The following is a 12301-nucleotide window of genomic DNA, read 5'->3' on the forward strand; positions in this document are numbered from 1 at the left end:
CCTCTCTGGAGATGCACGCGCGAAGACGGCGGGAGTGCGCCACAATTGGGAAATAGCCCGCCCCGTCCGGGGTTGGCTCGCGACCGACGAGCGGACAAGCCAGCGTGAACCTCGAGACACCGCAGAGCCCAGCCCCCGAGCTGCCGCCCCCGCCGCCTCCTCCGGCCCCGCCTCCCCAGGCCCGGCGTGAAGCGCGCTCCAAGGGCGTGGCGGACCTGCTCGCCCAGGTGCGCGCCCGCCAGCGCCGCCAGCTCTGGGCCCAGGGCCTGCTCCTGGGCGGCGTCGCGGCCCTCGTGCTCCTGTTCGCCACGGGCCTGTTGGGCCGGGCGCTGCCGGGGCTCGCGCAGGTCCTGATGTGGCTCGCCGTGCCGGTGGGCGCGGCGGTGGCGTACGGCTTCGGCGTCGTGCTCGCGCACCGTCAGGTGGGCGACGACGCGCGCACCGCCCGGCTCGTGGGCCAGCGCCGTCCGGAGCTGTCCCTGGACGTGCTCGCGGCGGTGGAGCTTTCGCGCGAGCGCCGGGAGGAGGCCGGCTGGTCCCCCCAGCTGGCCGACGCGTTCCTCAAGCAGATGGACGAGCGGGCCCGCACGGTGGACCCCGGGCTCGTGGTGGACCGCCAGCCGCTGCGCCGCGTGGCCCTGGCGTCCGGTGGCGCGGTGCTGCTGCTCGCGGTGCTGATGTTCTTCGTGGGCGGCCGGTGGGCCGCGGGCTGGAAGCACCTGCGCGAGCAGGCCGCGCGCCCGGAGACCGCCGCGCAGGCGGAGCCCATCACCGGTGACATCGAGCTCACCTACCGCTATCCGGCCTACACGGGCCTGGCGCCGCGCACCGTGCCCGGCACCAACGGCGAGGTCAGCGCGCCCGCGGGCACCGAGGTGGTGCTGAAGACGCGCTCGGACCGCCCCGTCGAGCGCGCGGAGGTCGTCGTCAACGGCCAGACGCTGCCCCTCACCGTCACCGGCGGCCGCGAACTCACCGGCAGCTTCGTCGCGAAGCAGGGCGGCACCTACCACTTCGTCTTCTATGCCTCGCGCGCGAAGCCGCTCGCGGTGGGCCCGGACATCCCGCTCACCGTGGAGGCGGACAAGGCGCCCCAGGTGACGCTGCTCACGCCGTCCACGGAGATTGAAGTCGACCCCGGCCAGACGGTGACGCTCAAGTACGAGGCCACCGACGACTACGGCCTGTCCGGCCTGGCGCTGGTGTACCGCATGCCCGGCGCGAAGCAGGAGACGCGCGTGAACCTGCCGCGCGAGGACAGCCGCCGCAGCCGGGGCACCTTCAACTGGGACCTGGGCCCGCTCAAGCCCGCCCCCGGCGACCGCATCACCTACTACATCGAGGCGAAGGACAACGACGCGGTGGAGGGCCCCAAGAAGGGCGTCAGCCGCACGCAGACCCTGCGCGTCTACAGCGCCGCCGAGCACCGCCGCGCCGCCCTGGAGAAGGCGGAGGCCCTGTGGGGCCGCCTCGTGGACCACCTGGCGGACCGCCTGGAGGGCCCCGACCGCGCGAAGCAGAAGGACGCGGCCGCCGTGGAGAGCGCGAAGTCCGTGGACGGAAGCGGCCAGCAGCTCGCGGACGACTTCCGCGCCCAGGGCTCCGAGCTGTCGCGCGAGAAGGACGTGCCCAAGGAGATCATCTCCGCGCTCCTGAACATCGGCGGGGAGCTCAAGCGCAGCGTGAGCACCACCTCCGACTTCCGCCGCCTGTACCTGCGCACCCAGCGCGCGCGCGGCGAGGACTGGGGCACCGGCACCCGGCTCACCGCCGTGGTGGAGGACGAAATCGAGGGCCTGGAGCGCGACATCCTCTACCTGGAGTCGCTGCTGGACCGGCAGAAGCTGGAGGCGCTCCAGGAGCTGACGAAGCAGCTGGCCAACGAGCGCCGCGACCTGTCGCGCCTCATCGAGCAGTTCAAGGCCAACCCGGACGAGGCCGCGCGCGAGCAGGTGATGCAGCAGATCCAACAGCTCAAGTCGCGCATCCAGGAGCTGATGCAGCGCATGGCGGAGCTGCGCAAGGGCATCCGCGACGAGCACCTCAACGCCGAGGCGCTGTCGGAGATGATGCAGCAGGAGGACATGCAGGGCGCCATGGATGAAGTGGAGCGCCTGATGCAGGAGGGCAAGGCGGACGAGGCGCTGGCGAAGCTCCAGGAGCTGGGCATGCAGATGGACGAGATGCTCGAGTCCATGGACAAGTCCCAGGAGGACTTCGGCGCGGAGCAGTACCCGGAGCTGGCGGAGAAGTTCGGCAAGTTCATGGACGACCTGCAGGGCACCATGGACGAACAGCAGAAGGTCGCCGAGCAGACGCGCGCCCTGCGCGACCAGGCCCGCGGTCAGAACCGCGAGCGGCTGAAGGAGAAGGGCCAGGCCCTCAAGGACGAGCTCAACCGCAAGCTGCAGCAGGTGCAGGAGCACTACCAGAAGCTCGACCCAGGCCGGCTCAACAGCCGCGCGGCCCGCCCGCTGGAGGAGGCCCAGTCCGAGCTGCGCAACGTGGAGAACGCGCTCAAGGTGGACGACTTCGACCTGGCCGCGGAGTCCGCCGCGAGAGCCGAGGACGCCGCGCGCCAGCTGTCCAGCATGGGCGAGCAGCAGCGCCAGCTGGATGAGATGTTCGGCAACCCGCCGGAGGTGCGCCAGCAGTCCGCGAAGCTCGCGGAGCAGCTCAAGAAGGACGCGCGCGACGTGGCGGACGTGAGCCAGCAGCTGCAGAACCTCTTCCCGCCGCCGGGCTCGCAGCTGTCGCAGCAGGAGAAGCAGCAGCTCCAGCAGCTGGGCCAGCGCCAGCAGCAATTGGAGCAGCGCGCGCAGGGCCTGCGCCAGCAGATGGAGGACATGGAGCAGACGGCGCCGCTGTTCGGGGAGGAGGCCGGCCAGCAGATGGACGAGATTGGCCAGCGCATGGGCGAGGCCTCCCAGCGCATGCAGGGCAAGGACCCGGGCCGCGGCTACGGCGAGCAGCAGGCCGCCATGGAAGGCCTCAAGCGCTTCCAGCAGCAGATGCAGCAGAGTCAGCAGGGCCGCAAGGGCGGCCGCGGGCTGCCCATGCCCATGGGCTCCGGCCGGCGCCAGGAGGGCAACGGCCGCAACCCGCAGGACAAGGTGGAGCTGCCGGACGAGGACGCGTTCCAGGCGCCTCGCGAGTTCCGCAAGGACCTGCTGGATGCCATGAAGCAGGGCGCGCCGGAGAAGTACCGCGAGCAGGTGAAGCGCTACTACGAGGAGCTGGTGAAGTGAGCCGCCGCACGCACACGCATTTCCCGGCCCTGGGCGTCCTGTGCGCCCTCCTCCTCGCCGTCCCCCCTGCCCTCGCGCAGCCGCCGGACGCGGCCCTCAAGGAAGAGGTGAAGCAGCGGCTGGGCAAGGTGGAGCAGTCCCTGGATGACTGGGACGTGGGAGGCGCGCGCCGCGAGCTGGCCGAGGTCGAGAAGCGCGTGCCGTCCGAGCTGGAGCCCCTGAAGTACTTCCAGGGGCGCGTGGCCTTCGAGGAGGGCCAGTACGACGACGCGGTGACGCTGCTGGAAGGCGCCAACATCGAGGACAAGCCGGGCAGCTACCTGCGGCTCGCCAAGGACACGCGCGCCATCACGAAGGACCACCTGCGCGCGGAGAGCGAGCACTTCATCTTCTTCTACCCGAAGGGCAAGGAAGAGGTGCTGGTGCCCTACGCGCTGGAGACGCTGGAGTCCATCCACCGCGCCCTGGCGGAGGACCTGGGCTGGACGCCGCCGGGCAAGGTGCGCGTGGAGGTGGTGAACAACGCGCGCGAGCTGTCGCGCGTCAGCACCCTGACGGAGAAGCAGATCCGCACCACCGGCACCATCGCCATCTGCAAGTTCAACAAGCTGATGGTGACGAGCCCCAAGGCCGTGGCGCAGGGCTACGACTGGCAGGACACGCTGGCGCACGAGTACGTGCACCTGGTGGTCAGCCAGCTGTCCCACAACACCGTGCCCATCTGGCTGCACGAGGGCCTGGCCAAGTTCCTGGAGTCGCGCTGGCGCGGCAAGGGCGGCCTGGCCATGACGCCCTCCACGCAGGCCCTCCTGGGCAAGCGCGTGAAGGAGGACAAGCTCATCCCCTTCGAGAAGATGCACCCCTCCATCGCCATGCTGCCCACGGCGGAGGACGCGGCCACCGCGTTCGCGGAGGTGTTCTACGCCATCGACTACATCCACGGCACCCACGGCACCGCGGGCCTGCGCACGCTGTTGCAGGAGCTGAAGGCGGGCCAGCCGGACAAGAAGGCGGTGGAGGCGGCGACGGGCATGGCCTTCCCCCTCTTCGAGAAGACGTGGCTGTCCTACGTGAAGAAGCAGCCCTTCCCCCAGGAGCTGGTGCCGCGCGACGACCGCGTGGTGCTCAAGGAGGACGCCAAGGGCGACAAGAAGGACAGCGAGAAGAAGGGGCGTGAAATCTCCTTCGGCGGCTTCAACGAGGTGACGGAGGTGCCCGCGCGCAAGTTCGCGCACCTGGGCGAGCTGTTGCGCGAGAGAAACCGCGTGAAGGCCGCCGCGGAGGAGTACGCGCGGGCGCACAAGCTGGTGGGCGACAAGTACGAGTCCGTCTCCAACAAGTTCGCGCTCGCGCTGCTGGAGCTGCGCCGGCTGGATGAGGCGGAGGCCGTGCTGCGCGGCTCGCTGCGCATGCACCCGGGTTCGCCGTCCACCAACGTGCACCTGGGCCGCATCCTGCTGTTCCGCAAGGACTACCCGAAGGCGAAGACGGCGTACCTGGAGGCGCTGGCCTCCGACCCGTTCGACCCCGAAATCCACGTGGCCCTCACGCGCATCCACGGCGCGCTGGGGGAGACGGCGCTCGCGTCGCGCACGCGCGTGGCCGCCGCCAACCTCACGGGCCTCAAGCCCGACGACGTGGACCGCGCCGCCCAGGCCTTCCTGCGCGCCGAGGACGAGCTGTCGGAGACGAAGAACGTCCCCGCCGGCACGCCCGATGCGCCGAAGGCCGCGCCGAAATCTTCCCCGGCGCCCAAGCCCGCGAAGTAGCCACCCTCCCCGGCGGCCAGCCAGCCGGGGAGTTGCCTCCGTTCCCTTCCCGCCCTCCGGGGATGCCTAGCTTTTCGGGCACGAGGAGGACGGGATGGCGTTCCCAGACAGTCGTGCGGTGCTGAACGTCCGCGCCCCGTCCCGGGGTCAGTGGCGCTGTCCACTGGCGCACCGGTGCGTGGGCGCAACGTGAATTGGCACACGTCCTCCTTCCTGCCCTCTGGGTCCGCTGTGGCGCCCTGCTCCAACGTGCGCCGCGCGGATCCGGAGGTCTCCGGTCCAACCGACCTGTCCCGCCTCACTTCGAGGCCCTGAAAAGGAGCAGCACCCATGAAGCGCACCCTGCACGGAGTCACCCTCGCCGCGGTCCTCTTCACCGGCGGCGTCTCGATGGCCCAGAGCGCCACGTCCGCCAACCCTCCGGCCGGCACGAAGATGGCCACCCCCACGCCCAAGGGCATGGTGGAGTTCAAGGGCTTCATGGCGCCTTCGGATCCGAAGGCCTTCATGGAGCGCCTGCACTACATCAACCAGTCGGAGATCAAGCAGGCCGAGCTCGCGCAGAAGGCCTCCGAGAACCCGGACGTGAAGAGCTATGCGAAGATGATGATTGATTCGCACACGGCCGCGGACAAGCAGCTGATGGACATGGCGAAGACGCAGAAGATGACCCTGTCGGACATGCCCAAGCCCTCCAACGACATGGAGAAGAAGGCCATGGCCGCGGACAAGGCCCTGATGGAGAAGCTCCAGTCGCTCAAGGGCGCGCCGTTCGACTCGTGTTACATGGCCAATCAGGTCGGCGCCCATGACGAGGCCATTGGCAAGGTGATGGCCGCCAAGCAGGGCATGACCTCCGCGCCCGCGGAGATGACCACCATGCTGACGCAGCTGTCCCAGGAGCTGCCCAAGCACCGCGACATGGCCTACCAGACCCTGGGCAAGCTGGACGACGCCATGGGCGTGGGCGGCGCCGGCATGCAGGACGGCACCATGGACCACGGCTCCATGAACCACGGCGCCACCCCGCCGAGCGGCTCCGGCTCCATGGGCGGTGCGACGAAGACGAAGTAATGCAGCGGTGGTGAATCATCCCAACGCCTCCCGGGAAGCACATTCCCGGGGGGCGTTTTCGCGTGCATAGTGCCGCGTCATGTCACGACTGATTGCCCTGGCCTCCTGTGTCTCCGTGCTGCTCCTCACCGGCTGCTCCAACGACGCCGACGCCATCTGCGACCGCCGCAAGGAGTGCTTCGACTCCGACCTGGACACCGGCAAGTGCGCCGAGAAGATTGGCGCCTGGGAGGATGAGAAGGAGAGCGAGCAGGACAACCGCCGCGCGCGCACCGCGGAGTGCTCGGAGTGCATCGCGGACCGCACCTGCGCGGAGGTCATCTCCAGCTGCATCGACGACTGCTTCGGCATTCCCTGAGGCGTAGGCTCACGCCCCAGGGAAGGCCTTGGCTGGACGCGCGCTACTTGCGCGTCCAGCGGTCCAGCCAGCCCAGCACCTCGTCGTGCCACTGGATGCTGTTCTGGGGCTTGAGCACCCAGTGGTTCTCGTCCGGGAAGTACAGGAACCGTGACGGGATGCCGCGGCGCTGGAGCGCGGTGAAGGTGGCGATGCCCTGCGTGTCCACCACGCGGTAGTCCTTGCCGCCGTGGATGACGAGCATGGGCGTCTTCCACTTCGCCACCTGGTTCACCGGGTTGAACTTCTCGTACGCCTCCGGCTTCTCCCAGGGCAGCGCCTTGTGCTCCCACTCGGGGAACCACAGCTCCTCGGTGTCGTAGTAGGCGGCGCGCTCGTCGAAGATGCCGTCGTGGTTCACGAGGCACTGGAAGCCATCCGCCCAGTTACCGGCGATCCAGTTGATCATGTACCCGCCGTAGCTGCCGCCCAGCGCGCACCGCTTCGTCTTGTGGATGAAGGGGTACTTCTGGAGCGCGGCGTTGAGGCCCTTCTGCAGGTCCTCCAGCGGCTTGCCGCCCCAGTCCCCGGCGATGGAGTCCGTGAAGGCCTGGCCGTAGCCGGTGGAGCCGTGGAAGTCGATCATCACGGCCACGTAGCCGCGGCCCGCGTACACCTGCGGGTTCCACCGGTAATGGAAGTGGTTGCCGAAGCTGCCCTGCGGTCCGCCGTGGATGAGGAAGGCCAGCGGGTACTGGCGCTTCGGGTCGAAGTCCACGGGCTTCACCACGTAGCCGTGCACCGTCTCGTTGTTCCAGCCCGGGAAGTTGAACTGCTCGAAGGCGCCGAACTTGATGCCCGCGAGCGCGTCCTTGTTCACCTGGGTGAGCTGACGCGCGCCGGTGCCGTCCGCCTTCATCGCGTACAGGTCCGAGGGCGAGTCCAGGTCATCCATCGCGTAGACGACCTGGCCGTCCGCCGCGGGCTGGGCGCCATCCGCGCTGCCGCCCTGGGTGAGGGCGCGCGCCTTGCCGGTGGCCACGTCCAGGGCGAACACGGTGCTCTGCCCCACGTCGTTGGCGGTGGTGTAGAGCGTGGCGCCGTCCTTGCTCCACGCGAGCGAGCCGGCGGAGCGATCCCAGTCCTGGGTCAGCACGCGCTCCTGGCCGCCCGGCCACGTGCGCAGGATGACGCGGTAGCGGTCGGCCTCGTAGCCGGGGCGGGACATGGCCACGTACGCGAGCGTCTTGCCGTCCGGGCTGAACACGGGGCTGGTGTCCGTGGCGCGGTTCTTCTCCGTGAGCTTGCGCGGCTTCGTCTTGCCGTCGACGGGCGCGAGGAACAGGTCCAGGTCGGTGGACCACGACTCGGTGGGGCCCACGTCGCGCGCCGCGAAGACGATGCCCTTGCCGTCCGGCGTGAAGGTGAACTCCTCCGCGCCGCCAAAGGGCTTGCTGGGCGCGTCCGCGTCCATGCCCTTCATCACGTCCACGGCCGTGCCGCCGGCCACGGGGACGACGAACAGGTGCGAACGCGTGCCGTCCTTCCACGTATCCCAGTGGCGCGCGAAGAGCTGATCATACGCGCGGCCGGTGGTCTTCTTCTTGGAGGCCTCCGCGGCGCGCTGGGTGTTGCACGCGAGGTCCGCGCAGTCCGGGCGCGCGTCCAGCGCCACCGCGAGCCGCTGGCCGTCACGCGACACCGCGAAGCTGTTCACGTCGAGCGGCAGCTTCGTCACGGGCAGCGGCTCGCCGCCGTCCAAAGGCAGGCGCCACACCTGCGATGAACCGCCGCGCGACGACAGGAAGAAGAGGCTCTTGCCGTCCGGGGCCCAGACGGGGTCGCTGTCGCTGTCCGGGTGGGAGGTGAGCTGGCGCGGCGCGCTTCCGTCCAGGTTGACGAGCCACAGGTCGGTGCGGCCCCGGTTCGCCTCCAGGTCGGTGGAGCGCAGGACGTAGGCGACCTGGCGGCCGTCGGGCGAGACGCGCGGGCTGCTGAGCCGGCGCAGCGTGACCAGGTCCTGTTGATTGAACGGATGGGGCGCGGACGCGGGGCTTGCGCCGAGCGCCAGGGCCGCGAGGAGCGACAGGGGCACGGAGAGGTTCCTTCCGGAAGAGAGGGAACCCGGACCGTGCCCTCGGGAGGGCGGACTGTCCACCGATGGATTTGGGCCCCGGTGGAACAGTTGGAAGGCACTGACGCACGGTGCTAGAGATTCAGCCCATGAGCGCACCCATCGTCGTCCACATCTGGTCCGACTTCGTTTGACCCTGGTGTTACGTCGGCCTCGGTGAGGTCGAGAAGCTGAAGAAGGAATACGACGTCCAGGTGGAGTGGCACCCCTACTTCCTGCGCCCGGAGACGCCTCCGGAAGGGCTGCCGCTGCCCGAGTACGTGCGCCAGGGGATGAAGGACCCGAACAATCCGTTGAAGCTCCGCGCCGCGAAGGCCGGGCTGACGATGGTGCAGCGGGACCTCATCCCGTCCACGCGCCGTGCGCACGAGGCGGCGGAGTACGCGCGCGCGCAAGGCAGGCTGGAGCCCTTCCAGGCCGCCATCCTGCGGCGCTACTGGAGTGAGGGGCAGGACCTCTGGCAGTGGGACACGCTGCGGGCGGCGGGCGTGGAGGCCGGGTTGGATCCGGACGAACTCCAGCGCGCGGTGGAGGAAGGCCGCTACCGTCAGGTGGTGGAGGAGTCCGTGCGCGAGGCCCAGGAGATGGGCATCCGCGCGGTGCCGACCTTCATCCTGGGGGACCGGCTGGCCATCCAGGGCGCGCACGAGTACCCGTCATTCCAGCGGGCCATGCAGCAGCTGGGCGCGAAGCCGAAGCAGCAGGGCTGAAGCCGGGCGCTACAGGCCCTTCACCAGGATGAGCAGCCGCGCGAAGGTCTCCGGACCTTCGCCGGCCAGCCCCTTGGCGAAGTCCAGGAACGTGGGCGCCTGCTCCACGTGCTTGGCGACGACCTGGAACGCCTCCACGGCGGCGGCGTCCAGCGTGGCCACGGGCGTGCCTGGGGCGTCCAGCAGCGCCACCACGGCCGGATGCCCGAGCAGCACCCAGCGCACCACGGACGCGCGCAGCACGAGCAGGAACACGGCGTTCAGGAGGCTCGGGCCTTCCGTGAACGGGTGGCGCAGGACGTGGTTGAGCGCGTGGTGCAGGAAGTACTGGTGCACGCGCTCGCCGTGCAGGGACTCCAGCGCGGAGCGCCGCGCGGCATGGAGTTCCCAGGCCCTGTCCGGATGCGTGTCGGCGCCACCGTAGGACGCGCGCACGGCGTTCATGAGCGCGAGGAAGCGCGGGCTGCTCACGGCGGCCTCGCGTGAGCGGAGCACGGCGGCGCAGATGCCCGCCCACGGGCCACCGGGCAGCTCCAGCGCTTCGAGCTGCGTGTGCAGGGACGCGAGCGTGTCCGCGGATTCGTATTCGCGCAGGATGCCGGCAAGCCGCTCCGTGTCGTCGGCGGTCGTCCCAGGGAAGTAGAAGCCACCCAGGTCCAGCGCCATGCGGCCCAGCGCGTACAGCCTCGCGGCGTACGGGACCTCGCGGCGATTCAGGAGCCGCAGCATCGCTTCGCGCACGGTGTCCGCGTGCGCGGTCCATGCGTCGTCCCCCGCCGCCACCTGCCGCGCGACCTGGGGACGCAGGGCCTGTTCCTCGGGCACGGGCTCGCGCACCAGCGCGTCCTCCGCCAGCAGGCACAGGCGCGCCGTCTCCGGACATGCGAGCGACCCCGCCATCTCCACCTGCGCGGCCCAGCGCGTGAGGACTCGCGGGAAGACGGAGCAGCCGTCCGGCAGCACCGCTTCGCCATACCGGCGCTGGAGCGAGCACAGCTTCGCTTCATCCAGGAAGGCGCAGTGCCCGTCCGCTCTCTTGCCCAGGATGCCCGCCTGCTGCCCCGTGGCTCCGTCCGGGTTGGGGGTAATCAGCGCCGCGACGCGCGCTTCGTCCGGCGTGCCCGCGACCTTCTGGCGCAGCAGGCTCCAGCGCGACTCGCTGATGGGCACCGTCAGCCCCGCGCAGCAGGTGTCCTCGCACGCCTCCGCGATGCAGCGGAAGCGCGCCATGTAGCGGGGGGCGGAGGCCGTCATGGGCGCTGAGTCTACTTGCGTCCCAGCGCCTTCTTCACGAACCCCCAGAAACGGCCCGCGCGATCCTTCAGGTCCGCGCCCCGGCGCTCCTCCGCGGCGCTCACCGCCTCCTTGCTCACCTGGAGCTGCTTCTGGAGCTCCTCCGGCGAGTAACGCGTGGCGAGCGTCGCCTTCACTTCCTTGCGCGTCGAGTACTCCCGCGCCTCCACGTGCAGCACGCATTCGGAGTCGAGCTTCAGCGTCACCGCCACGCGCACGGAGCCCTTGGGGCCCCGTGGCAGACCTTCCATGCGCACGGTGCCCAGGTACTCGTTGGCGGAGATGTGGTTGTCCTCGCCCTGGAAGACGGACAGCTCCATCCGCTCCTCGTTGTCCTGCGACGTGCTGATGGCGAACGAGCGCTGCGTGGGCAGCGGGCTGTTGCGCTCGATGACGCGCTTGAAGCCGCCACCGGGCATGGCCACGCCAATGGTCATGGGCAGCACGTCGATGAGCACCACGCTGCTCACCTTGTCCACCGAGCCCGAGTACAGCGCCGCGCCCAGCGCCACGGCCTCGTCCGCGTTGACGCTCGCCTGCGCGTTCTTGCCGAAGAGGCCCTTGAGCTTGTCGCGCACCAGCGGCATGCGGCTCATGCCGCCCACCAGGATGATGTCGTCCACCTCCGAGGCCTTCAGCTTGGCGTCCAGCAGCACGTCGCGCACCACGTCGATGGTGCGGTTGAGCAGCGGGTCGCAGATCTTCTCCAGGTCCTGGCGCGACATCATCACGCGCAGGTCCCGGGGACGGCCCGCGTCGTCCATCATCAACATGGGGATGTGGACCTCGAAGGTGCTGCGCTCGGACAGCGCCATCTTCGCGCGCTCGGCGGCGTCGCCCACGCGCGACAGGGCGATGCCGTCTCCGTTGAAGGCGATGCCCTCCTTCTCCTGGAAGCGCTCCAGGAGGAAGTCGACGATGAGGTTGTCGAAGTCGATACCGCCCAGGAAGATGTCGCCGCCGGTGCCCAGCACCTCGAAGACGTTCTTCTCGATGCGCAGGATGGTCGCGTCGAAGGTGCCGCCGCCCAGGTCGTAGACGAGCACCTTCTTGTTGAGCTCGCGGTTGAGGCCGTACGCGAGCGCCGCGGACGTGGGCTCGTTGAGGATGCGCTCCACCTTGAGGCCGGCCATCGCGCCCGCCTTGCGGACCGCTTCACGCTGGGGCTCGGAGTAGTAGGCCGGCACCGTCACCACGGCGCGCTCCACCTTCTGGTTGAGGTGGGTCTCTGCCATCTCCTTGCACTCGCGCAGGATGATGCCCTGCACCTCTTCCAGCGACAGCACGTCATTGCCCAGGCGCACGGCGGCGCGGCCCGCGGCGTCCGGGGTGATTTCGTAGTGGAAGCGCTCGCGCACCTGCTTCACCACGGCGCTGTCGTAGGGACGGCCGACGAGGCGCTTGGCGCCGTAGATGGTGTGCGTGGGCCGCAGCACCAGCTGGTTCTTCGCGCGGTGGCTGACGAGCAGCTTGTTCTGCGCGCTCAGCGAGATGACGGACGGGATGGTGTTGTAGCCCTCGCGCGAGCGCAGCACGACGGGGCGGCCGTTGGACAGGAGCGCCACGCAGGAGTTGGTGGTGCCCAGGTCGATGCCGATGACCGGGCCCGTGCCGGCCAGCGTCTGCGGCGGCGTGAGGTAGATGGGGCGCACCTGCCCGTTGGCGTCCAGGGCCGGAGGCGGCGCGGGGGCCGCGGGCACGGCGGCGGGCGCGAGCATCGCGGGGGCGCTCGGCGC

General features: G+C 69.9%; 7 protein-coding genes and 1 pseudogene. 5 read left to right on the forward strand and 3 right to left on the reverse strand.

The window, feature by feature from the left end; all coding sequences use genetic code 11:
* Positions 1-104: 104 nt before the first annotated feature.
* The 4 genes from D7X96_RS37225 (at position 105) to D7X96_RS37240 (ending at position 6449) form a co-directional block, all read left to right on the forward strand.
* On the forward strand, positions 105-3248 hold the full coding sequence (locus D7X96_RS37225) for a DUF4175 family protein (protein ID WP_121771865.1): 3144 nt from the start codon (positions 105-107) through the stop codon (positions 3246-3248).
* Positions 3245-5017: a peptidase MA family metallohydrolase gene (locus D7X96_RS37230; protein WP_120552160.1), complete on the forward strand. Its 1773-nt coding sequence runs from the start codon at positions 3245-3247 to the stop codon at positions 5015-5017. The genes D7X96_RS37225 and D7X96_RS37230 overlap by 4 nt, the downstream gene beginning before the upstream one ends.
* A 330-nt stretch (positions 5018-5347) precedes the next feature.
* A complete protein-coding gene (locus D7X96_RS37235) occupies positions 5348-6091 on the forward strand; it encodes a DUF4142 domain-containing protein (protein ID WP_120552159.1) in 744 nt (247 codons plus the stop codon).
* 79 nt (positions 6092-6170) lie between these two features.
* On the forward strand, positions 6171-6449 hold the full coding sequence (locus D7X96_RS37240) for a hypothetical protein (protein ID WP_120552158.1): 279 nt from the start codon (positions 6171-6173) through the stop codon (positions 6447-6449).
* Positions 6450-6492: 43 nt separating this feature from the next.
* Here D7X96_RS37240 and D7X96_RS37245 read toward each other — a convergent pair whose 3' ends face one another.
* Positions 6493-8523 carry a S9 family peptidase gene (locus tag D7X96_RS37245; protein ID WP_120552157.1) on the reverse strand — a complete coding sequence of 677 codons (2031 nt, stop codon included), beginning with the start codon at positions 8521-8523 and terminating at the stop codon, positions 6493-6495.
* Positions 8524-8708: 185 nt separating this feature from the next.
* Between D7X96_RS37245 and D7X96_RS37250 the strand changes: the two are divergent.
* Positions 8709-9272 (forward strand): annotated as a pseudogene (locus D7X96_RS37250) (DsbA family oxidoreductase); the annotation flags it as partial.
* A gap of 9 nt (positions 9273-9281) precedes the next feature.
* Here the strand turns inward: D7X96_RS37250 and fliB are convergent.
* Both fliB and D7X96_RS37260 read right to left on the reverse strand, forming a co-directional pair.
* The gene (fliB, locus tag D7X96_RS37255) at positions 9282-10526 is read right to left on the reverse strand and encodes a flagellin lysine-N-methylase (protein ID WP_121771866.1); all 1245 of its coding nucleotides are present in this window, start codon (positions 10524-10526) and stop codon (positions 9282-9284) included.
* A gap of 11 nt (positions 10527-10537) precedes the next feature.
* Positions 10538-12301 (reverse strand): Hsp70 family protein (locus D7X96_RS37260; RefSeq protein WP_147468500.1); only part of this gene is annotated, 1764 nt, incomplete at its 5' end.

Source organism: Corallococcus interemptor, from assembly GCF_003668875.1.
Taxonomy (GTDB): domain Bacteria; phylum Myxococcota; class Myxococcia; order Myxococcales; family Myxococcaceae; genus Corallococcus; species Corallococcus interemptor.

Bases quoted from the DNA above. Each gene is read 5' to 3' on its own strand.
- D7X96_RS37235 (WP_120552159.1), top strand. From the start codon at position 5,348: ATGAAGCGCACCCTGCACGGAGTCACCCTCGCCGCGGTCCTCTTCACC.
- D7X96_RS37240 (WP_120552158.1), top strand. From the start codon at position 6,171: ATGTCACGACTGATTGCCCTGGCCTCCTGTGTCTCCGTGCTGCTCCTC.
- fliB (WP_121771866.1), bottom strand. From the start codon at position 10,526: ATGACGGCCTCCGCCCCCCGCTACATGGCGCGCTTCCGCTGCATCGCG.